This is a genomic window from Rhizobium sp. B21/90, assembly GCF_019355815.1.
GTDB classification, from domain to species: domain Bacteria; phylum Pseudomonadota; class Alphaproteobacteria; order Rhizobiales; family Rhizobiaceae; genus Rhizobium; species Rhizobium rhododendri.
In genome coordinates, this window is the sequence record NZ_CP072162.1 from 406,422 (window position 1) to 430,173 (window position 23,752).

Consider the following 23,752-nt stretch of genomic DNA (forward strand, 5'->3'; position numbering starts at 1 on the left):
TTTATATTGAGTGCTTCCAAGGTTTCATGGAGCGGGTGAACCACGGCGCGATGCCGTCGGCTCATGAGGTCCGTGAAAATCTCCGCCGAATTTGGTCATGCAGCGGTAAAGTTGCCATTTGCAAATACCTGGCGCCTGGTGGGCTTCGGGATTTGAACTCAGAATGGTGATCGCGCTTATGGCTCTGTCGGCGAATGCTCTTTACTCCGTTTGGATCCAGACCGCCCCATGTCAGCTGAAATTTCCCCGACCCCTTCGCCGCGCGCTCCTGAAGCAAAGCTTGTCGATCTCAACGATTCGATACGCGCAAGCTTCCTGTCCAACGACCAGCTGAGGGAGTGCGGCGAGGCCTTCGCACGTGACGGCGCCGATACGCTGCCGAATTTCAAGCCCTTCGAATTCTTCGCCCGCCATCGTGAGAACGAAACGGAAATCCTGCGCGTCTATCGCGCGGCTGCGGCGGATGTCGAGGCAGGCCAGTCCATCACGCCGGCGGCCGAATGGCTCCTGGACAATCACTACATCGTCGAAGAAGCAATCCAGGAAGTTCGACGGGATTTTCCGAAGAAATTCTATCGCCAGCTGCCGACTATGACCATTCAGGGCATGGTCATGCCACGCGCGCTCGCCGTGGCCTGGCTCTATGTCGCCCATACCCATAGCCAGATCTCCTACAAGGGCCTGATGGCCATCGTCGATGGTTTCCAGGAGCACGAGATCTTCAAGATCGGCGAGCTCTGGGCGCTGCCGTCGCTGGTGCGTTACGCGCTGGTCGACAACCTGCGTCGCATCTCGATCCGGGTCGAGCACAGCCGCCGCATGCGCGGCAAGGCGAACGAGGCAGCTGACGAACTGATCCGGCTCGCCGAGCCTGCAAAATGCGCAGAATATCTGAAATCGCTGGAGCCGTTGACGAAGGATAATACCTTTGCGACGCAGTTCCTCTACCGCCTGCGCGACGGATCGCAGACATCGAGCCTCGCTATCGACTGGCTCGAGCAGCGGATGGCGGCAGCCGGTACCGATTCCGAAGAAGTCATGATGGCCGAGCACACGCGGCTTGCCGCCGGCAATGCCACCATGGGGCATATCATCCGCAGCCTGCGCGAAATCGATGACACAGAATGGTCTGTCTGGGTCGAGGAGGTCAGTCAGGTCGACAAGCTGCTCTGGACAGAGACCGACTATGGCGCCCTCGATGCCGGGTCGCGCAACAAATATCGCAAGCAGATCGAAAAGCTCGCGCGCCGGTCTGACAAGACCGAAATCGAAATCGCCCAGATTGCCATCGACATGACGGCTGCGGCCAAGGCGTCGGCCGAGCCCCAGTCTCACGAGCCGAACGTCGGCGGCTTCCTCGTCGGTACACAGCGCATGAAGCTGGAAGAGGCTATCCACTACAAGCCACTGCCGGTGCAGCATTTTGTCCGCCAAGTCCGCAGACTTCGCTGGTTTGCAATCGCCGGCCCGGTCGTGCTGTTGACCATTCTTGCCATGGCTATTGTCGGCACCTTCATGGTACGCGCCGGCATGGGTGCGGCCGAGACCATCGTCCTGCTGCTAATGTTCTCGCTGCCTGCCTCCGAAGGCGCCACGGGGCTCTTCAACACCCTCATCACCCTTTTCGTAACGCCGGTGCGGCTTGTCGGATACGAATTCAAGGAGGGCATCCCCGAAGACGCCCGCACCCTGGTCGTCGTCCCGACGCTGATCTCCAATCGCGACAGCGTCGACGAACTGGTGCGCAATCTCGAGGTCCACTATCTCGCCAACCCGCGCGGCGAAATCTACTTCGCGCTGCTCAGCGACTGGCCGGACAGCAAGGTCGAGGAGACGCCGGCCGATCTGGAAGTGCTGGATTATGCGCGCCGCGAAATCGGCAACCTGTCACAGCGCTACAATTTCGACGGCAAGACTCGGTTCTACCTGCTGCACCGTCGTCGCCTCTACAATCCTGCCGAAGACGTCTGGATGGGCTGGGAGCGCAAGCGTGGCAAGCTGCACGAGTTGAACCTGCTGCTGCGGGGTGACCGCGACACGACATTCCTTCCCGGCGCCAATGTCATTCCGAAGGACATCCAGTATGTCATGACGCTGGATTCCGACACGCGCCTGATGCGCGATACCGTGACAAAGCTCGTCGGCAAGCTCTACCATCCGATCAACCGGCCTGTGGTCGATCCGGAAACCAAGCGCGTCATCAGCGGCTACGGTGTTCTCCAGCCGCGCGTCACGCCGTCACTGACGACGGGCAAGGACGCGTCCGTCTTCCAGCGCGTCTTTTCGATCAATCGCGGCCTCGACCCTTACGTCTTCACCGTTTCCGACGTCTACCAGGATCTGGCTGGCGAGGGCACGTTCACGGGCAAGGGCCTCTATCACGTCGACGCCTTCGAAAATGCCCTGCGTGGCAAGATCGATGAAAACTCCGTTCTCAGCCACGATCTGCTTGAAGGCTCGATGGCGCGCTGCGCTCTCGTCACCGACTGCGAACTCGTCGAAGACTACCCGATCCGCTATGAGGTCGAGGTTTCGCGTCAGCACCGCTGGGCGCGTGGCGACTGGCAGCTGCTGCCGTACATCTTCAATCCCTCGCGCGGCATTACCGGCCTCGGACGCTGGAAGATGTTCGACAACCTGCGCCGCTCGCTGACGCCGATCGCATGGTTCTTCGCGTCCGTGCTCGGCTGGTATCTGATGGCGCCGTTCTCGGCGCTGATCTGGCAGATCGTGCTGATCTTCTGCCTCTTCGTCGCCCCGACGCTCGGCCTTATCAACGGCATCATCCCTCGCACCAGCGATATCGTCGCCCGCGCTCACCTCTATACCGTCTGGACTGATATCCGCGATGCCAATGCCCAGGTGGCGCTGCGCATCGTGTTCCTGGCGGATTCTGCCTGCGGCATGGCAGACGCCATTGGCCGGTCCATCTACCGCACCTTCGTCAGCCGCAAGCTCATGCTGCAGTGGCGTACGGCTGCAAGCGCCCAAGCTGCGGCCCAGACGACCATTCTTGGCCACTACAAGGTCATGTGGCAGGCGCCAGTTCTGGCGGTGCTCGCCCTCGGGCTTGCCGCACTCAGCGGCAGCAACGCCTATCTGGTCGGCATCCCCTTTGTCGTCCTCTGGGTCCTGTCGCCGGCCGTCGCCTACTATGTCAGCCAGTCGGCGGAAACCGAAGACCAGCTGCATGTCTCCGAGCATGTGTCGACTGAGTTGCGCAAGATTGCGCGCCGCACCTGGCGCTATTTCGAGGCCTTCGTCGTCGAGCAGCAGAACTTCCTGCCGCCGGACAACGTCCAGCAGACGCCGCACGCCGTGGTTGCCCCGCGTACCTCGCCTACCAATATCGGCGTCTATCTCCTGTCGGTCGTGTCAGCCCGTCATTTCGGCTGGCTGTCGTTCGAGGAGACAATCACCCGTCTCGAGCAGACGATCGCCACCGTCGATCGGATGGAAAAATACCGCGGTCACCTGCTCAACTGGTATCATACGGATACGCTGAAGACGCTTGGGCCGCGCTATGTCTCGGCCGTGGACAGTGGTAACCTTGCCGGACACCTGATCGCGGTTTCCTCGGCATGCCGTATCTGGGCAGAAGCACCGTCGGCGCATATGCAGGGCAATCTCGATGGCGTCGGTGATGTCTCCGGCGTCCTCCAGGAAATCCTCGCCGATCTTCCCGACGACCGCAAGACCGTGCGGCCGCTCCGCCGCCGTCTCGAAGAGCGCATCATCGGCTTCCAGAATGCGCTGGCGGCGGTCAAGCGCGAACATGAGTTCGCCTCGATCCGCGTCATCAACCTTGCCGTGCTCGCGCGCGACATCAAGAAGCTCGCGGCCAATCTCGATCATGAGGTCAAGTCGCCGCAGAGTGCTGAAGTCATTCGCTGGTCGGAATCGCTGATCCAGGTCTGCGAAGCCCATATTGCCGACAGCGTCTTCGACCTCTCCAATGTCGAGGCACTGCGCCAGCGGCTGATCAACCTGCGCGATCGCACCCGCGATATCGCCTTCTCGATGGATTTTGCCTTCCTTTTCCGCCCGGAACGGCGCCTGCTGTCGATTGGCTACCGTGTCGAAAGCGGCGAGCTCGATGCTGCCTGCTACGATCTGCTGGCTTCGGAAGCTCGCCTTACCAGCCTCTTTGCCATCGCCAAGGGCGACCTGCCGACGGAGCACTGGTATCGTCTCGGCCGTCAGGTCGTGCCGGTCGGCTCGCGTGGTGCGCTGGTGTCGTGGTCGGGCTCGATGTTCGAATACCTGATGCCGCCGCTGGTCATGCAGGAGCGCCAAGGGGGTATTCTCAACCAGACGAACAACCTGATCGTCATCGAGCAGATGAACTACGGCCGTCGCCTCGGCGTGCCGTGGGGTATCTCGGAAGCGGCTTTCAACGCCCGCGACCATCAGATGAACTATCAGTACACCAACTTCGGCGTGCCCTCGCTTGGCCTGAAGCGTGGTCTCGGACAGAATGCCGTCATCGCGCCCTATGCCTCGTTGCTGGCCGCCATGTACGATCCGGAGGCAGCGCTCGAAAACCTCAACCGACTGCGCAAGGTCGGCGCTCTCGGCATGTACGGCTTCCACGATGCCGTCGATTTCACGCCGACCCGCGTCCCGGACGGCAAGAAGTTCGCGATCGTCTACAATTATTATGCCCACCATCATGGCATGTCGATCGCAGCCGTCGCCAACGTTGCATTCAACGGCAGGCTTCGCGAGCTGTTCCACGCCGATCCTGTCATCGAGGCCGCCGAACTGCTGCTTCAGGAAAAGGCACCGCGCGACATCCCGGTCATGGCCGCCAAGCACGAGACCGATGCTCCGGCCAACATCCAGGAAGACCTGCTGAAGGCGGAAGTCCGTAAGATCAGCAATCCTGCGCGCCAGGACCGTGAAATCGCCCTTCTGTCGAACGGCCATTATTCCGTCATGCTGACCGCGACAGGTTCAGGCTACTCGCGCTGGAACGGTCTTGCCGTTTCTCGCTGGAAGCCCGATCCGACGGAGGATCGCTGGGGCACTTTCATATTCCTGCGCGATACGGTCTCCCACCAGTGGTGGTCGGCGACATCTGAGCCGCGCAGCATCGAGGGCGAGAAGGCCAGCGTCATCTTCAGCGACGACAAGGCCGAGTACAGCAAGACGGTTGGGGAGCTGACCTCCGACGTCGAGTGCATCATCGCCACCGACCACGATGCCGAAGGTCGGCGCGTCACTCTGCACAATGCTGGTTCCGAAGATCGCTTCATCGAAGTGACGTCCTATCTCGAGCCCGTCATCGCCAACGAGGATGTCGACGCAGCCCATCCGGTCTTTGCCCGGATGTTCGTCAAGACCGAAATCGGCGAACTTGGCGATGTCATCCGCGTCGAGCGCAACAAGCGCGATCCAAACGAACCGGATATGACGATGGCCCACATGGTCGTCGACAATGCTGGCTCCGAACGACCGACCGAATTCGAAACCGATCGTCGTCGCTTCATCGGACGCGGCCGCAGCCTCGGGGAAGCCGCCGCCTTCGACCCTGGCACAAGCCTCTCCGGCACCGATGGATTTACGCTCGACGCCTGCCTTTCGCTGCGCCGTGTCATCCGCGTTCCGGCCGGCAAGAAGGTCAGCGTCATCTTCTGGACGATCGCTGCCCCGAACCGCGAAGATATCGACAGGGCTGTCGAGCGCTTCCGCAATCCCGATGCATTCGGTCAGGAAATGGTTCATGCCTGGACCCGGACACAGGTTCAGATGCGCCAGATCGGCGTGACTTCGCAACATGCGAAGATATTCCAGCATCTGGCCCGTTATCTGGTTTATCCGGATATGCACCTGAGGGCCGAGGCAGCCGTGGTCCACGCAGGGCTGCAGCCGCAGTCGGCGCTGTGGCCGCTGGCGATCTCCGGCGATCACCCGATCTTCACGCTGCGCATCAACGACGATATCGATCTCGAAATCGCCAAGGAAGCGCTGAGTGCCCAGGAATATCTACGTTCGCGCGGCATCATCGCCGATCTGGTGATCATGAACGAGCGGGCTGCGTCCTATGCGCAGGACATGCAGCACGATCTGGATGCGCTTTGCGAATCCGTCCGCCATTCGAGCCAGGGCGAAGGCTTGCGCCCGCATATCTTTGCAGCGCGCAAGGACCTGATGGAGCCTGAAACCTACCAGGCAGTGCTGGCGGCATCGCGCGTCGTCTTCCATGCCCGCAACGGGACGATCGTCGACCAGATCACCCGTGCGCCTTCGCTTGCGACCTCGACGCATACAAGTGAACCTGAAATGCGGCGTACTACCGTGGTTGCCACGACGACGCAGCCAGTTTCGGCGCCGGCTTCGATGGTAGACAAGGGCGATCTGGACTTCTGGAACGGCTATGGTGGCTTCTCCAGCGACGGCCGCGAATATGTCGTGCGCCTGTTCGGTGGCCAGTCGACGCCGCAGCCGTGGATCAACGTCATATCCAACGAGAATTTCGGCTTCCACGTCGCAGCCGAAGGTGCTGCCTTCACATGGAGCGCGAACTCTCGCGACTACCAGCTGACCTCCTGGTCCAACGACATGGTCATCAACCGTCCGGGCGAGGCGCTCTATGTCGCCGATCTCGTCAGCGGTGCTGTCATGACGCCCTATGCGGCCCTGTCGCGCCGTCCATCCGCTGCATTCGAAGCCCGTCACGGCCTTGGCTATTCGGTCTTCACCAGCGTGCAGGACGAAATCTCGCTTGAAGTCACCCAGACGGTCGACCGGACGCGTCCTGTCAAGATGACACGCCTGCGGCTGCGCAACGAGGGCACGGCGGTTCGCCGCCTGCGTCTCTACAATTATGCAGAATGGGTTCTCGGCAACAATCCGCGCAAGACGGGGCCGTTCATCCTGTCTTCGCAGGATGCCGAGACCGGAGCGCTGTTTGCGAGCAACCCCTACAGCATCGACTATTCGCGTCATGTCGCCTTCATGGCTTCCAGCGAAACGGCCGGTAGCATCTCCTCCAGCCGCCGTGAGTTCATCGGTCGGGCCGGTTCGATCCAGCTGCCGCAGGCTGTCGTCTCTGGTGCCGTCCTATCCGGCTCACTCGATCTCGAGGGCGACCCGTGCGCCGCGATGGCCATCGATGTGACGCTGGAGGCTGGCGAACAGCGGGATATCTGCTTCTACATGGGCGATACTGCATCCACTGAGGAGGCTCGCGCTCTCGTGGCGGCAATCCGGTCGGAGAGCTTCGACGACCTGCTCGAGGCCAGCAAGACCTTCTGGAACGGATTCACAGGTCGGCTGCAGATCTCGACGCCTGACAAGGCGATGAACAACATGGTCAATGCCTGGCTCCCCTATCAGAGCCTCGGTTGCCGCATCATGGCACGCACCGCTTTCTATCAGGCGAGCGGCGCCTTCGGCTTCCGCGACCAGTTGCAGGATACGCTGGCGTTCCTGACGCATTCGCCGGAGCTTGCCCGTAAGCAGATCCTCAATGCTGCCTCGCGCCAGTTTCACGAAGGCGATGTCCAGCATTGGTGGCTGCCGGGAACAGGCGCCGGCGTCCGGACCCATATCTCGGACGACGTGGTCTGGCTCGCCTACGCGATCAACCAGTACTGCACCGTGACCGGCGACCGGGCACTGCTCGACGAAGAACTTGCCTTCGTAGAGGGCGCTTCCCTGACATCGGGGATGCACGATGCCTTCTACAAGCCGGAGGTTTCTTCGGACAAGGTCAGCCTCTACGAACATGCGGCGCTGGCCCTCGACCTTGCTATCCGTCGCAAGGGCGGAAACGGCTTGCCGCTGATCCTCGGTGGCGACTGGAACGACGGCATGAACCGCGTCGGCATGCTCGGCCGTGGTGAAAGCACGTGGCTCGGTTGGTTCCTGGCGGGTACGCTGACATCCTTCATCCCTTACGCCGAAGCCCGTGGCGACAGCGAGCGGGTTGCACGCTGGTCGGCCCATCTGCCGGAACTGAAGAAGGCGTTGGAAACGGCAGGCTGGGATGGCGGTTACTATCGTCGTGGCTATTTCGATGACGGCACACCGCTCGGTTCGAACGAGAACTTCGAATGCCAGATCGATTCGATTGCCCAATCCTGGAACATCCTGTCCGGCGAAGGCGACCGGGCTCGTGGTGAAAAAGCCATGGATGCCGTTCTCGAGCGGCTGGTGGATGACGACAAGGGCATTATCCGGCTGTTTACACCGGCATTCGCCAAGTCGCCACGCGATCCCGGCTACATCCGGTCCTATCCGCCGGGCGTTCGCGAAAACGGCGGGCAGTATACCCATGCCGCGACGTGGGTTGTCCTGGCGCTGGCTGAGATGGGTCGTGGTGACGATGCGTGGCGTTGCTTCAACCTGCTCAATCCCGTCAACCACGCTCTGGACAAGGCTGCGAGCGACCAATACCGGGTCGAACCCTACGTGGTTGCTGCCGATATCTACGGCGAAGGACAGTTGGCCGGACGTGGCGGCTGGAGCTGGTACACCGGCTCTGCGGGCTGGATGTACCGTGTCGCCATCGAAGGTTTGTTGGGGATCCGTGTCGCCAATGGTCACCTTCACGTGAAGCCCGCCTTGCCCTCGGCATGGGACGGCTTTACGGCTGAACTTGATCTTTCAGACACAAAATATCGCATTTCGGTCTCAAAACCGTCCAATGCGGAAGGCTACCTTGTCACTATCAACGGCACGGAGATCGCCAATCCCGACGCAGGATTCGCGATCGGCCAATAGTCACTCTTTTTTGAACCGACTCGAATTGACGAAGGCGGCCAAAAGGGGGAACCCTTTGGCCGCCTTCGCGTTTCAAGCCCGAACAGGAGAGAACCTGATGGCTCCCAATCTCAGGACAAATCCGTTGTCGACGGGAAAAACAGGCCCACAAGCGGTTGCCGGAGGGCGCGATACCAGACTCGACGTGCTGCGAGCGCTGGCGTTGATCGCAATCTTCATCAATCACGTACCAGGACAGATCTTCGAAAATCTGACGACCAAGAATTTTGGTTTCTCTGATTCGGCTGAGGCTTTTGTTCTGATTTCGGGTATCTCCATAGCGCTTGCCTACGGCGGGCGCTTCGTCGTGGGCAACAGGCTGGCGGCTTCCTATAAGGCTATTAGGCGCGCTGGAACGCTATACATGGCCCACATGATCACAACGTTCATGACCATCGGCCTGTTCATCACCGGAGCCTGGCTGTTCAGCCGCCCGGGCCTTCTGTGCGAGATCAACATCCTGCCTGTGCTGACCAACCTCACGGCAGGTATTCCATCGCTGCTGCTGCTGGGTCACCAGATCGGATATAACAACATCCTGCCCATGTACGGCGCATTGCTGTTGATGGTGCCTGCGATCCTCTGGCTCGAGGCGCTCAGCCCGAAGCTGTTGTTGCTGATTTCGGCAACCGTCTGGATGGCAGCCGGCGTCTACCAGATCGCGCCTCACAACTTCCTGCTTCCAGGCTTCTGGTTCCTTAATCCCCTGTCCTGGCAGTTCCTGTTCGTCATCGGCATTGTCTGCATGATGCACGTTCGTCGCGGCGGAAAGCTGCCGCAGCATCCGGCGCTGTTTGGCCTCGCCGCCGGCTATGTCGCGCTGTCCTTCGTCTGGGTGACCTTCAAGCTCTGGGTTTTGGGCGAGTTCCTGGCCTCGACAAGACTACCGCCGGTCATCATCGGCTTCGACAAGACATTCCTGTCGCTGCCGCGACTGCTGCATGTGCTGGCCTTGGCTTATCTGGTGATCAACATCCCCGCCATCTCGCGCTGGCTGCGTTTGTCTTCAGACAATCCTTTGACAGTGCTTGGCCGCCACTCGCTGAACATCTTCGCGGCCGGCACCATCCTGGCGATGACGGGTCAGGTGCTGCTTTATGTTACCAACAACGACCATGTCGTCGGCCCGCTGTTCGTCGTGTTCGGCATCGTGGTACAGTTTTATTATGCCGACCATCTGGAGACCAAGCGTCTCGCAGAGCGGGATCGGTCGAGGGGCATTACTCCCGCTGTAGCGATGGCTCTTCCGGCGAGGCGCGATCCGCGCTGATAATCAGCCGGCTCGAAACTCCTCGAGCCGGCGTTTTTGTTTTCCAGCAGCGTCGAAATTATCCGGGTCGAGCCAGGCTATGTAGGCCTTGCGCAATGCCGGCCATTCCTTATCGATGATTGAATACCAAGCCGTGTCGCGGTTCTCGCCCTTCACCACCAGATGCTGGCGAAAAATGCCCTCGAACTGAAAGCCAAATCGCTCGGCGGCCCGCTTTGAAGGATCGTTGCGGTTGTTGCATTTCCACTCGTAGCGGCGGTAGCCGAGCTCGTCGAAGATATAGCTGGCAAACAGGAAGAACGCCTCGGTGGCTGCCGGCTTGCGCGAAACGAGCGGCCCCCAGTAGATATTGCCGATCTCGATCACACCGGGTGCCGGTTCGATCCGCATCAAGGCCTGGCGCCCGGCGACCTTGCCGCTTGCCTCGTCGATCAATGTGAAAAAGAGCGGATCGTTGTTTGTTTCGGCATTGTCGAGCCACGGCTGGAATGCTGCCCGGTTTTCCGGAGGATAATCCGGCAACCATGCAAATCGACTGTCGATGTCCGATACCGCTGAGGCCTCGTACAGGCCATCGCCATGCTGCGCGGCATTGAGGGGCTCCAGGCGGACGTAGCGGCCCTGGAGGATCTTTCGCTCCGGACGCGGGCGCGGCTGCCAGTTTTGTAAATTCTCGGACATGTAGCGCCTCCATCCTAAGCTTAGACTTCAACGATCGATAGCGTCAGCCATCGTAGAAATCAATTTTGTCGTTCAGCGCAGCCAGGTCGCATAGTCCGAAACAAGCAGATGGAGCGGCGCCTCGTCCTCTTCTATCCCGGAAAAGCGCGACACGGCGGGATCGTCGAAGATGTTGTCCGTGGCATCGTCGTTGACAGTCGAGACTTCGGCGACGAAGACATCGCCGTCTTCGGCCCAGAAGGCATGCCAGTCGCCCGGCATCAGCGTCACGCTCTCGCCGGGCGCAAGCCTCAGCTTTTCGCCGGCGGCAAGCGTCCGTAACAGGCCATCGCAGAAAACCTGCGTGCCCTTGGTGCGGTCGCAGTGCCCGTCGGTATCGCCGAACAGTTCGATCACCAGGGTGCCGCCACCGCGATTGATGATGTCCTCGGCCTTTAGCACATGGGTGTGGCTCGGCGTCACCTGGCCGTTGCGGGAAATCATAGCCTTCTCGGCGTAGAGCATCCCGCGTCCCTTTTGCAGATCCGCAAACCTGCCATTGCGGGCAGTGAACAGGAAGAGACCGGATCTGGAGAAATCCCCAAGCCCGAAGTCGGTGATATCCCAGCCGAGGTTGGCATCGACGATATTGCCGATTTCGGCCTTGCGCGCCTGCATCTCGCTTGGCGACCACCTGGCAAAAGGCGGCAGGATGTAGCCGAACGAGCGCATGAACGCCTCGGCATCGCGGATGATCCTGTTGATTTCGCTGCGTTTCATCGATGCTGTCATAGTGTGTCTCCGCCTGCCTGATGATTACTTGACGCCGATGCCGGCCGTCAGGCCGCCGTCGATGCGGTGGTCGGAGCCGGTGATGAACGCCGCCTTGTCGGAGGCGAGGAAGGCCGCCAGGGCCGCCACCTCTTCCGGTTCGCCGATACGACCGAGCGGATGGGCTTCGCCGAAGCGACGGAACGCATCGTCGATATCGGCATCCGGTCCGCCGAAAGTCCGGGCTGCGAGTTCGAGAATGGGCGTACGCACCGAACCGGGACTGATGGAGACAACGCGGATCCGGTCAGCGGCAAAGTCCAGTGCCATGGCGCGCGTCATGGCGTGGATTGCACCCTTGGACGCGACATAGGCGGAGACGCCCTGCTGGCAGGCGTGACCCTGGACGCTGGACAGGTTTACAATCGCCCCGCCACCGCGTTTGCGCATTTCCGGCACGCCAAACTGCGCGGTGAGGTGGATCGAGCCGACATTCACCGCCATGCAGCGCATGAAGATCTGGAAGGATGTCTCCGTCGCATCGCCATAGGGGTGAACGGCTGCCGCGTTGACGATGATATCGAGGCCACCGAAGCGGGATACGGTTTCCGTCACGGCGGTGCCTACCATCTCTGGGATAGAGGCATCTGCGGTGAGGACGATAAGCGACAGCTGTTCGGCGTCTGCCAAGCCTTGCAGCTCGATATTTGCCGCCGCGTCGATCCCGACGGCTGCGACCGCTGCCCCCTCGCGGGCGAGATGCAGGGCCACGGCGCGGCCAATGCCGGTGGTTCCTGTGACGAGCGCTACCTTGTTAGTAAACTCTGGCATTATCGGCGTCCTTTACGCGGCATGCTGCGATTGGCGGTCGGCGTCGCTCGCGGCGCCTCGGGAATGAATTGGAGACCGGCGTCGAGATGTCGGTCCATATGGTAGGAAAAGGCGATACGGTTGCGATGGCGCAGGGCGGCAACAATGTCCGCATGCTCGCTGACCACGGCTTCCAGCGTCAGCCGCTGCGATTTGCCGGCCATCATCAGGCGCTGGATGACCGGCCGCAACATGCCGTAGGTTTCCGACAGAGTGCGGTTGCCGGCGGCATCGACCAACAGGGTGTGAAACTGGAAATCGCACTCGGAGGCCTGCTCGGCGTTTTCGGATGTAAGGATGGTCTGGTTGAGCGCGTCCATTTCATCCAGCATTCCGGGCGTCAGGCGTTGCATGAGCGGGTCGAACAGGTTCATTTCGGTCAGCCGGCGATAGCCCTGAATATCGCGAAAGGCATCGACTGACACATCCATCGCGAATGCGAACAGCCGCTGCATGGCGTGCTGGTGCTGGTCGGTCAGAACGGCGCCGATCTTCTGTCGCGATTCGGCGACGCCATAGGCTTTCAGCGTCCGGAATGCTTCGCGTACGGTATTGCGGCTGGAGGCGAACTGCACGGCCAGTTCCGCTTCTCCCGGCAAGATGTCGCCGACGCCCATGCCGCGTTCGCGGATCATCTCGCGGATCTGGCGGACCACGTCGTCGACGGCCGAAGCCCTGCTACCGTCCTCCATGCTTGTCCCTCACTCCTCACCGTTACCAAGATTATTATGTTGGGCTTAAAGTCGCAATATGCGATCTCGACTTGTCATTTGAAATATTCTTGCTTTAATTGCCCAACATTACGTGGAGGAAGACATGCTGCAAAGTTGGCGCTGGTTCGGGCCGGAAGATCCCGTGACCCTATCTCACGCACGGCAGGCGGGCGCCCATGGCGTCGTGACGGCTTTACATCACATCTATGACGGTCGCGTCTGGACGCCGGACGATATCGCGGAGCGGATGGCGCTGGTGAAAAAGGCCGGAATGGTCTGGTCTGTCTGCGAATCCATTCCGGTCAACTCCGCCATCAAGCTGCGCAATCAGAACTGGCGGCGTTATGTCGACGCCTGGAAAGAGAGCCTGGCCAATCTCGGCAAAGGTGGCGTTCCCGTCGTCTGCTACAATTTCATGCCGGTCGTCGACTGGACGCGCACGAACTTGCTCTTTCCGACCGAGGCGGGAGGCTTTGCGCTACGCTTCGACATGGTGGATTTTGCCGCTTATGACCTGTTCGTGCTGAAGCGGCGCGGGGCAGAAGACAGCTATGCAGTCGATATCGTCGAGGCTGCCCGCCTCCGTCATGAGGCGATGACGGATACTGACATCCTGACGCTCGAGAAGAACATCATTGCCGGCCTGCCGGGTGGGGAGGACAGCCATACCCGCGAAACCATTCGCGGCCAGATCGCGTCCTATGACGACCTTTCCTCGGATGATATGCGCGCCAATCTGGTCGAATTCCTGCGCGAGGTCGTGCCGGTCGCGGCAGAAAATGGCGTCAGGCTCGCGATCCATCCCGACGACCCGCCGTTTTCACTGTTCGGCCTGCCGCGCGTTGTCTCACAGGCCGAGGATATCCAGACCCTTCTCGATGCCGTCGATGAACCCGCCAACGGCATCACGCTATGCGCCGGCTCCTACGGCTCGCGCGCCGGCAACGATGTGGTCGGCCTCGCATCCCGTTTCGCCGAGCATATTCATTTCGCCCACTTGCGAAACGTCAGCAAGGAAGCCGACGGGTCCTTCGTCGAATCCGAACATCTCGGTGGCGACGTCAACATGGTGTCGCTGATTTCCGTGCTGCGCGGCGAGGAGCGTCGGCGTCTGGCCACCGGGCGCAGCGACTGCGTCATTCCGATGCGTCCCGACCATGGGCATCTACTGATCGACGACCAGGAGAAAATCGTCAATCCGGGCTATTCCTGCATCGGACGGCTGAAGGGGCTGGCGGAGCTTCGAGGCGTGATTGCAGCGGTCGACCAATTGCAGGGCGCACCGTCCCCCGTGGCCTGATAGAGAGACCGGCGACGGCACCGCTTGCCCGACGGGCGGTGCCGTTTAAGGCCGGTCAACGCCCCGATGTCGTTCACGAAAGCGGGTGGCTCAAGATTGGTGCAATCGGCGATCTGCACTCCGCATAGCCATACGAATTGGCTTATACAATCCACCACGATCCAGTAATCTGGTGGTTGATTCATCGCCAATCGTGGATACCGTCAATGGACAAGAAAACACCCCGTTCCGTTCCGACCCCGTTGCCGGACGACGTGCCGCTGCGCTCGCGCGCCTGGTTCGACAATCCGCAAAATCCGGACATGACGGCCCTCTATCTCGAGCGCTACATGAACTTCGGCCTCAGCCTCGACGAGCTGCAGTCGGGGCGGCCGATTATCGGTATCGCGCAGACTGGCTCGGACCTGTCGCCCTGCAACCGCCACCATCTGGAGCTCGCCAAGCGCGTCCGCGAGGGCATCCGCGACGCCGGCGGCATCGCCATCGAATTTCCGGTCCATCCGATCCAGGAGACCGGCAAGCGGCCGACGGCCGGACTTGATCGCAACCTGTCCTACCTCGGGCTCGTCGAAGTGCTCTATGGCTACCCGCTGGACGGCGTGGTGCTGACAATCGGTTGCGACAAGACGACGCCGGCCTGTCTGATGGCGGCGGCCACGGTCAATATTCCGGCCATCGCGCTCTCCGTCGGCCCGATGCTGAACGGCTGGTTTCGCGGCGAGCGCACGGGCTCCGGCACCATCATCTGGAAGGCACGCGAGCTTCTGGCCAAGGGTGAAATCGACCAGAAGGGGTTCCTGAAGCTCGTTGCTTCCTCGGCGCCGTCGACCGGCTATTGCAACACCATGGGCACGGCGACGACGATGAATTCGCTGGCCGAAGCGCTAGGCATGCAGTTGCCCGGTGCAGCCGCGATCCCGGCCCCCTACCGCGATCGCCAGGAGATCTCCTACGAGACGGGCCTCAGGATCGTTGAGATGGTTCGCGAAGACTTGAAACCGTCGGATATCCTCACCCGTGAAGCCTTCGTCAATGCGATCAAGGTGAATTCTGCCATCGGCGGCTCGACCAATGCGCCGATCCATCTGAACGCGCTCGCCCGGCATATCGGCGTCGCGCTCGATATCGACGACTGGCAGACCCACGGCGAGGATGTTCCCCTGCTGGTCAACCTGCAGCCAGCCGGCGAATATCTGGGCGAGGACTATTACCATGCCGGCGGCGTGCCGGCCGTCATGGGCGAGCTTATCAAGCATGGCCTGCTCGACACCCATGCGATGACCGTGAATGGCCGCACTGTCGGCGAGAACTATTCGAACTCCAGGACAGAAGACGAAAAGGTCATCCGCCCGTTCGAGCGTCCCTTGAAGGAGCGGGCTGGTTTCCGAGTGCTGCGAGGCAATCTGTTCTCGTCGGCGATCATGAAAACCAGCGTCATCTCGCCGGAATTCCGGGCGCACTATCTCTCCAATCCCGAAGATCCGGATGCGTTTACCGGCCGGGCGATCGTCTTCGACGGGCCTGAGGATTATCATGCGCGGATCGACGATCCGGCGCTCGCGATCGACCTCAAGAGCATCCTTTTCATGCGCGGTGCCGGTCCCATCGGCTATCCCGGCGCCGCCGAGGTCGTAAACATGCGGGCGCCCGATTATCTGCTGAAGCAGGGTATAAACTCATTACCCTGTATCGGTGATGGACGCCAGTCCGGCACGTCAGGCTCGCCGTCGATCCTCAATGCGTCACCGGAAGCCGCAGCCGGCGGTACGCTGGCCCTGCTGCGCACCGGCGACATCGTGCGTATCGATCTCAACAAGGGATCGGCCAATATCCTTGTCGACGACGAGGAACTGGCATCAAGGCGCCGGGCGCTCGAGGCTGCCGGTGGCTATGCCTATCCCGACAGCCAGACACCGTGGCAGGAAATACAGCGCGCCTATGTCGGCCAGCTGGAAACCGGCGCGGTGCTCGAGCCGGCGGTCAACTACCAGCGTATCGCCCAGACGAAGGGAATTCCGCGGGATAATCACTAAGCCTGCAGCGGGTAGCCATCGCTGTCTAACTTTCATCCGCACAGGCTGTCTTGCCTCGTGGATGACTTGTCGTGCCGAATTCCCAAACCTCTCCCACAAAGGAAACATCCGTGAACAGGTTCAAATTCTCCAGCATGGCGCTCGTCGCCCTGTTGCTTTCCGGTGCTGCCGATGCCGCTGATTTTGCGGTCATGCCGTTGAAGGACGGCGATAGTTTCACCGGCTGCCTGGCGCAGAACATAGATGCCGGAGTTGGGCTGCTTGCCGTCGGCGACAAGGTCGTGCTGTTTGCCAATTCGCCCAAGTTCACCATTGCCAAAGGCGATGCGGTGAAAGGTACGTGGTCTGTGGATGGCGGGGCTCCGACGGACTTCTCCTCGACCGCCGATACCGACGCCACCGCCACCATTGACGTGCCGAACACGACCGAGGCGGTCACGGCGTTGACGACGGGCAAGACGCTCGCGGTCAAGGCCAACACCAATAGCGTCGAGTTTCCGCTCGAGGGTGTCGAGAAGGCGTTCATGGGCCTGACCGAGTGCATGCAGACCCAGAAGGCGCCTGAGTAATTCCCACCTATCCTGCAGGACAGATATCGGTGGCCGCCTCAAGCGGCCACTTTTCAAATCGGTGTCCGGCCGGTTAGCCGATCGACATCAGGCTGGCATTGCCGCCGGCGGCTGTCGTGTTGATGCTGGTCGAGACCTCTTCCAGCAGCCAGTGCAAGCAATAGCTCTCGGGTTTGTCTGACAGCTCCAGGCTCGATGCGGCCTGGACAATGATCAGAGGCCCCGGCAGCTGGGCGATCGCGGTATTGGTAGCCCGGATACGCTCCGCCTCGCCTTCGATCAGCGCACCTGCAAACGGCCCCGATGCTGTCCAGTCCGGACTGAAGGAAAATCTGGACGAAACGCTGGCTGGCAAGCTCTCCAGTGCTGCTTCCAACCCGGTCGATGCGTCGATGATGGCGCTGTTACCGGTGGCGAGCACAGCGGATAGCTGCCCATAGAGCCCATCCACCGTCTCCGGCATCAGCAGGATCGTTCCGCGCGGGTGCAGGGCGTAGAGGTTACGCTCGCCAACCGGGCCGGCAAGTTCCGATATCAGGCCGAGCGCGGACCAAAGGCCGCTCTCGCGGGCAGCGCTGCCGATCGCCTTGGCGTCTTTTCCATCCAGCCATTTGGCAAAATCGAGCAGCGCCGGATCGGTGTGGACAGAGCTGTGCTGCGGGGGCACTGGAGGTGTCGACACAAGGCGGCCGAGATAGAGCGGACCGCCGGCCTTGGGGCCGGTGCCGGATAGCCCTCTGCCGCCAAACGGCTGCACGCCGACGACAGCGCCGATGATGTTGCGGTTGACATAGAGATTGCCAGCTTTGACGCGGCTTGTCACATGGGCGATGGTTTCGTCCAGTCGCGTGTGCAGGCCAAAAGTCAGGCCGTAGCCTGTGGCGTTGATATCGTCGATCAGCCGGTCGAGATCGTCGCGCCGATAGCGCAGCACGTGCAATACGGGGCCGAAGACTTCCTGCTTCAGGTCCGACAGCTGGCGGAGTTCGATGATCGTTGGCGGAACGAACGTGCCGTTTGCGGTTTCTGCTGTCAGGGCGAGCTGCTCGACTTTGGCGCCGATGCCGCGCATGGCGTCGATATGCTTTTCGATATTGTTTTTTGCTTCAGCCGTGATGACCGGGCCGATGTCGACAGCTAGGCTGTCGGTGCGGCCGATGACAAGTTCGTTGAGGGCGCCCTTCAGCATGTCGAGCACACGGTCAGCCACCTCATCCTGCAGGCAAAGGACGCGCAACGCCGAGCAGCGCTGGCCGGCGCTGTCGAAGGCTGAAGCGATGACGTCGGCGACCACCTGTTCGGCAAGGGCCGAACTGTCGACGATCATGGCGTTCTGACCGCCTGTTTCGGCGATAAAAGGAATTGGCTTGCCGTTCTCCGAGAGGCGGCTTGCAAGCTGCGCCTGGATCAGCCGGGCGACATCTGTCGAGCCGGTGAACATGACGCCGGCAATGGCGTCGTTTTCAACCAATGCGGCACCGATCCGGCCATCGCCGGGCAGCAATTGCAGGGCGTCTGCCGGAATGCCTGCCTGATGTAGGATACGCACCGCTTCAGCAGCAATGAGCGGCGTCTCTTCGGCAGGTTTTGCCAGCACCGGATTGCCTGCGACCAGGGCCGCTGCAATCTGACCGGCAAAAATCGCCAATGGAAAATTCCACGGGCTGATGCAGACAATGGGGCCCAGCGCGTGGTGCGCAAGGCCAAGGGTGCGGTTGGCCTGCTCGGCGTAATACCGCAGGAAATCGATCGCTTCCCGCACTTCACCGATGGCGTTCGGCAGGGATTTGCCGGCCTCGCGCATGATCAGTCCCAAAAGGTCCGGCATCCGCTGCTGCAGCAGGTCGGCGGCGCGTAACAGGCACGCTGCACGTTCGGCCGTTGGCGTGGCGCTCCAGGATGCGGTGGCGGCAGTGGCGAGAGCGACGGCCTGCTTTACGTCCGCGTCGGTCGCCTCTGTGACGGTGCCGACGATGTCGTTGATGTCGGCAGGGTTGCGGACCGGCAAAGCGGGATTGCCGTTGTCGCGCGGCGGAACTGCGGTCCATTCGACTTTCGTGCCTTCGCGCAGCACGCTCGACAATTCTGACAACGTGGTTTCGTCTGAGAGATCGAGCCCGGCGGAGTTGCGACGTTCGCCGTAGAGATCGGCAGGGCGCTTGATCTGCTCATGACGGGCGCCGACTGTTGGCATTGCGCGGACGATTTCGACGGGATCGGCCGTCAGTTCGTCGATGGAAATGGCCGGATCGGCGATTCGGTTGACGAAGGAGGAATTGGCGCCGTTTTCGAGCAGCCGCCGGACGAGGTAAGCGAGCAGCGTTTCATGAGTGCCGACAGGAGCGTAGATGCGGCACGGCCGGTCGAGATTGCTGCTGCCGACGACCTCGTCATAGAGCGGCTCTCCCATGCCATGCAGGCACTGGAACTCATAGTCGCCGACCTTGAAGGCGGATCCGGCCATGGCGTGGATCGTTGCCAGCGTCTGGGCGTTATGGGTCGCGAACTGTGGAAACACGCGGTCCTTCGATGCCAGCAGCTTTTTCGCGCAGGCGATATAGGAGACGTCCGTGTAGATCTTGCGGGTATAGACCGGGAAATCAGCAAGACCGTCGACCTGCGCGCGCTTGATTTCGGCATCCCAGTAGGCACCCTTGACGAGACGAACCATGATGCGGTGCTTGGCCCGCTCTGCGAGATCGATGATGAAATCGAGCACAGCGGGGCAGCGTTTGCCATAGGCCTGGACGACGAAGCCCATGCCGTTCCAACCGGATAGATCGGGATCGAGGCGCAGGGCTTCGAGCAGGTCGAGCGACAGTTCGAGGCGATCAGCCTCCTCCGCGTCGATGTTGAGGCCGATATCGTAGCCTTTCGCAATGAGAGCCAGCTTTTTGACGGCCGGCAGCAGTTCAGTCATGACGCGGGTGCTCTGGGCGCGCGAATAGCGCGGGTGCAGGGCTGACAGCTTTATGGAGATGCCCGGGCCGCTATAAATGCCGCGGCCGGCGGATGCCTTGCCGATGGCATGGATGGCATTCTCGTAGTCGGCAAAATAGCGTTTCGCATCCGCTGCCGTGGTCGCGGCTTCTCCCAGCATGTCGTAGGAATAGCCGAAACCTCTGGCTTCCAGCGCACGCGAGCGGCGCAGCGCCTCGTCGATGGTTTCGCCGGTGACGAACTGCTCGCCCATCATCCGCATTGCCATGTCGACGCCACGGCGGATCACCGGTTCGCCGGCCCGGGCGATCAGCCGCGTCAGCGCCGCTGACAGGCCGGGATCGTTGACGGTGGACGTCAGCTTCCCGGTGACGACGAGGCCCCAGGTGGCGGCATTGACGAAGAGCGAGCGACCACCGCCGATATGCGAGCGCCAGTCGCCATTGGCGATCTTGTCACGGATCAGCGCGTCACGCGTGGCAGTATCCGGAATACGCAGCAGCGCCTCGGCGAGGCACATCAGCGCCACGCCCTCCTGGCTGGAGAGCGAATATTCATGCACCAGGCCCTCGACGCCGGAGCCTTTATGCTTGGCGCGCAGGGCGACGATCAGCTTAGTAGCGGTCTGTCTAGCGGCAGTGCGGATATCTTCGGGCAGAGTTGCCGCTTCCACCAGCCGCGGTACACATTCCATTTCCGGAATGCGATAGGCCGCTGTGATCGCCCGGCGTAGGGGTGTGGGTGGAGAAATGGGTGGGGCGAAAGCCGCAAAGATCGGCATGGTGCCAGCGGTTTCGACGGTCTTCTCGGGAACGGCTGTCTGCATCGCGGTCATCCCTGCCAAATGCGTAATTTCACGTGAATCGTTTATAGCATTGTGGCTGAAGTCGATCTGCCCTTATAGTTGGCATCGATGTTGCAGTTTCTCCGATTATTTATGCTTTTATGGTGAAATTGATGCCTGGCGACACTAATAGCGGTGAAATCGATCATTTCGATCGAAAAATCATGGATGCGCTTGTCGAAGACGGGCGGATGACGATCACCGACCTGTCGAAAAGGGTGGGTCTTTCGAAAACACCCTGCCAGGTGCGACTGAAACGGCTGATGGAAGACGGCTATATTCTTGGCTTCCATGCCAGGCTCGATCCGCAAAAACTCGGCCTCGATCACATCGCCTTCGCCGAGGTGAAGCTGTCCGATACGCGCGAGAAGGCGCTGGAGGAATTCAACAGCCGGGTCGCGAAGATCAAGGAAGTCGAGGAGTGCCATATGATTGCCGGCCAGTTCGACTATCTGCTGAAGGTCCGTACATCGGACGTCAGGAAATACCGGCAGGTGCTCGGCGAGAAGATTTCAAGTCTGCCGCATGTCGCGAGTACATCGACCTTCGTGGTGATGCAGGCGATCAAGGAGAGCGGCATCTGATGCGCTCGAATTCCCCTAGCCTATGGCGATGAGCAGGCCTTTACCGGATGTCTCGACGACAATATCCGTAATCCTTGCGCCCGAGAGATCCACTGTGTCGTGTCGCTGCAGCGCGATCTCTCGCGGACCGATGCGGAATGCCATCGGCGCCAGCGCAAACAGAAACGAGGTCTGCGACATAGCTTCCGATTGCGGCAGGTCGGAGGCCTCGATCCTTTTGACAGAATGCGCAATACCGCGTCTCGCCATCACATTCAGATCGGCGATCGGGCCATCCCGCAGGCGCCCGGAGGTCACAGTGTCGCCCGGAAAACCATAGGGTGCGGTGTTTTGGTCGAGCATCGCCGGCGCGCGGCCCTCGACCGATAGCTCAATGGCATCGCCGCCGATAACCGTGAGGATGCGGTCTATCCCCGGAAAGCGTGAGAAAGGACCGTCGGAGGCGACGGTTGCCATGCTGATCCGCCAGTCGAAATCGGCGTTCGGCACAGCAGATGCCATGACAGCGATTTCCAGCGTTTCCCCGCCGCCGTTTTTCCAGGGCATCCGCTTGTAGTCGCTGAGACGAAGGACGATCATGCTGGTCTCATGGTTCGGTATATCGGCTAATGTCTATAAGATTTTAGGGTGCTCATGCCGTCGCACTCAAGGGGCGGAAGACACCTGCGAACTGATAGCGGTCGCCGGGATGAATGATTTCAGCAAACGTCACGGTGCGGCCGCTCTGCCATGTCTGGCGGGATAGCACTAGGCAGGGCTCTCCCTTCTGCATATCGAGGGTTTTTGCCGTGCTGCTGTCGGCGGCAACTGCCCGGATGACGTGCCGGGCCTCCGACCATGGAACCTGTTCAAGCAGCCAGCTGCCGGGCGGTTTGGTCTCGAAGGTTTCGAAGCGCGCGCGCGGCACAGTGTCCAGCATGATGACCCGATGCTCGATAGCATGCGGCTTGTGATCAACGATGTGAAGGCAGGTGAGGCGCAACAGTTCCTTGCCGGCCTCCTCGCCGAGTTTCAGGGCCTCGGACGGGCCAAGGCGCTCGATCTTGCTCGACAGGATCCGAAATGTGTAGTCGTGCCCGGCAGTCCGGGCGTCCGCGCCGATATCCTGGATTTCCATGACGGTCCGGTCGATCTGCGGCGGTGCGACGAACGAGCCGGCGCGGCGCTTGCGCAGGATCATGCCGCGGTCGGCAAGCGCCGTAAGCGCCTTGTTGACGGTCATCCGCGAGCAACCGTACTCCCGTTCCAGCTCGTGTTCGAACGGGATGCGCTGGCCCGGCTGCCAGGTGCCGTCCATGATCTTGGTTTCGATGTCGTCGTAAATGCTCTGATGGATGGACTTCAATACAATCCCCGGTCCGCAGTGCAGCGATCGCCGTGCGCGACCGATGCTCGTGCCGCTATCGAACGCAAGCGGCGTCACCTCTGTTCGGTTTGTATATGCTTTTGAAAAAAACTCCACATTTTAGCAGAGCTGCGATTTGCCATATCGCTACCGCGAAAAATCTGCCAAAAGCCACCCGTCCGAAAGGGCAGGGCGCGATCGCTATCAGCTTTAGGATAGGATCGGGCGGGTAGATTGACGTCTCTCCTGCTGCTGCGAAACGACGTGGCCGTCCCTAAAAGCTCCCCCAATTCAAAAGTTTGCCGCATCAGCCGATCTTGAGATCGATCGGCTCCTGGAGGTGTCGCGCGACATAATCCTGGATCTGGCGGACGATCTGGGCGGCGTGGTCGATGGCCAGCCTGTCGGCGCGCTCGACATCGCCCGTCTCGATAGCGGCAATCATTTCCTCGTGTTCATCGACATACTGGCGGGGCAGACGATCGTCGAAGGTGGAATAATAGAGCCTGAGGATGCGCCGGCCCTCGTCGAGCAGCCGGGCAAAGAAATTGGTATAGTAGGCATTCCCGCCGAGTTCGGCGATCGCCACGTGAAATTCCCGATTGGCCTCGATCATCGCAAAGGCATCGCGCGCCTCGACGGCAGCGGCGAACTGCTGCTGGTGGGCCCGGATTTTCGCCATGCCTGCAGGTTTGCCACGCAGCGCAGCCCCACGGGTGGTGACGCGGTACATCAGCGCCAGCGCTTCGAAATAGGTCGGCAGCGTTGCAAAATCTATGGTGGCGACGATGGTGTTACGGTTCGGCAGCGTCGTGACAAAGCCATCGGCTGCCAGGCGCAGAAGCGCTTCGCGGATGGGTGTGCGCGACATCTTGAAACGCTCGGACAATCGTACCTCATCAAGCGGACTGCCGGGAGCCAGCACCATGGCTAGAATTTCACCGCGCAGCGCAGCATAGACGCTCTGCGTGCCGGAACCGCGCACGCGCGTCGTTTCCTCGCTGTCGTCTGTCTCGGTCTTTGCCATCAAGGCCTCGATTTTATGTTCAGGGTCTGGAGGGACATATAGCGGGCAACTGATTGC

General features: G+C 60.9%; 14 protein-coding genes. 6 read left to right on the forward strand and 8 right to left on the reverse strand.

Going from position 1 to position 23,752, the window contains the following annotated elements; genetic code table 11:
* Positions 1–228 precede the first annotated feature (228 nt).
* Complete coding sequence (locus J5278_RS01935; protein WP_209185356.1) at positions 229–8,730, forward strand: GH36-type glycosyl hydrolase domain-containing protein; 8,502 nt, start codon at positions 229–231, stop codon at positions 8,728–8,730.
* A gap of 97 nt (positions 8,731–8,827) precedes the next feature.
* Positions 8,828–10,039, forward strand: coding sequence for an OpgC family protein (locus tag J5278_RS01940; protein WP_209185355.1), 1,212 nt, complete (start codon positions 8,828–8,830; stop codon positions 10,037–10,039).
* A gap of 3 nt (positions 10,040–10,042) precedes the next feature.
* Here the strand turns inward: J5278_RS01940 and J5278_RS01945 are convergent, their stop codons facing one another.
* The 4 genes from J5278_RS01945 to J5278_RS01960 form a co-directional block, all read right to left on the reverse strand.
* Positions 10,043–10,720 carry a GNAT family N-acetyltransferase gene (locus tag J5278_RS01945; RefSeq protein ID WP_209185354.1) on the reverse strand — a complete coding sequence of 226 codons (678 nt, stop codon included), beginning with the start codon at positions 10,718–10,720 and terminating at the stop codon, positions 10,043–10,045.
* Between the two features lie 72 nt (positions 10,721–10,792).
* A complete protein-coding gene (locus J5278_RS01950) occupies positions 10,793–11,479 on the reverse strand; it encodes a D-lyxose/D-mannose family sugar isomerase (RefSeq protein WP_209185473.1) in 687 nt (228 codons plus the stop codon).
* A 36-nt stretch (positions 11,480–11,515) separates the two neighbouring features.
* On the reverse strand, positions 11,516–12,301 hold the full coding sequence (locus tag J5278_RS01955; RefSeq protein ID WP_209185353.1) for an SDR family NAD(P)-dependent oxidoreductase: 786 nt from the start codon (positions 12,299–12,301) through the stop codon (positions 11,516–11,518).
* Entirely contained in the window at positions 12,301–13,032 is a 732-nt protein-coding gene (locus J5278_RS01960; protein ID WP_209185352.1) for a FadR/GntR family transcriptional regulator, read from the reverse strand. The genes J5278_RS01955 and J5278_RS01960 overlap by 1 nt, the downstream gene beginning before the upstream one ends.
* A 124-nt stretch (positions 13,033–13,156) precedes the next feature.
* Here J5278_RS01960 and uxuA point away from each other — a divergent pair, with 124 nt between their 5' ends.
* From uxuA to J5278_RS01975, 3 genes are all read left to right on the forward strand, one after another.
* Entirely contained in the window at positions 13,157–14,353 is a 1,197-nt protein-coding gene (uxuA, locus tag J5278_RS01965) for a mannonate dehydratase (protein WP_209185351.1), read from the forward strand.
* 206 nt (positions 14,354–14,559) lie between these two features.
* Positions 14,560–16,386, forward strand: coding sequence for an IlvD/Edd family dehydratase (locus J5278_RS01970; RefSeq protein WP_209185350.1), 1,827 nt, complete (start codon positions 14,560–14,562; stop codon positions 16,384–16,386).
* A gap of 110 nt (positions 16,387–16,496) precedes the next feature.
* Positions 16,497–16,955, forward strand: a complete 459-nt coding sequence (locus tag J5278_RS01975) for a hypothetical protein (protein WP_209185349.1) — start codon at positions 16,497–16,499, stop codon at positions 16,953–16,955.
* A 73-nt stretch (positions 16,956–17,028) separates the two neighbouring features.
* On the opposite strand, the gene putA is transcribed toward J5278_RS01975, so the two are convergent.
* On the reverse strand, positions 17,029–20,721 hold the full coding sequence (putA, locus tag J5278_RS01980) for a trifunctional transcriptional regulator/proline dehydrogenase/L-glutamate gamma-semialdehyde dehydrogenase (RefSeq protein WP_247749823.1): 3,693 nt from the start codon (positions 20,719–20,721) through the stop codon (positions 17,029–17,031).
* Between the two features lie 131 nt (positions 20,722–20,852).
* Between putA and J5278_RS01985 the strand changes: the two genes are divergently transcribed.
* Entirely contained in the window at positions 20,853–21,323 is a 471-nt protein-coding gene (locus tag J5278_RS01985) for an Lrp/AsnC family transcriptional regulator (RefSeq protein WP_247749230.1), read from the forward strand.
* Between the two features lie 15 nt (positions 21,324–21,338).
* Here the strand turns inward: J5278_RS01985 and J5278_RS01990 are convergent, their stop codons facing one another.
* From J5278_RS01990 to J5278_RS02000, 3 genes are all read right to left on the reverse strand, one after another.
* Entirely contained in the window at positions 21,339–21,902 is a 564-nt protein-coding gene (locus J5278_RS01990; protein ID WP_209185347.1) for a HutD family protein, read from the reverse strand.
* 52 nt (positions 21,903–21,954) lie between these two features.
* Positions 21,955–22,668, reverse strand: a complete 714-nt coding sequence (hutC, locus tag J5278_RS01995; RefSeq protein ID WP_209185346.1) for a histidine utilization repressor — start codon at positions 22,666–22,668, stop codon at positions 21,955–21,957.
* 307 nt (positions 22,669–22,975) lie between these two features.
* On the reverse strand, positions 22,976–23,695 hold the full coding sequence (locus tag J5278_RS02000; RefSeq protein ID WP_209185345.1) for a GntR family transcriptional regulator: 720 nt from the start codon (positions 23,693–23,695) through the stop codon (positions 22,976–22,978).
* Positions 23,696–23,752 lie beyond the last annotated feature (57 nt).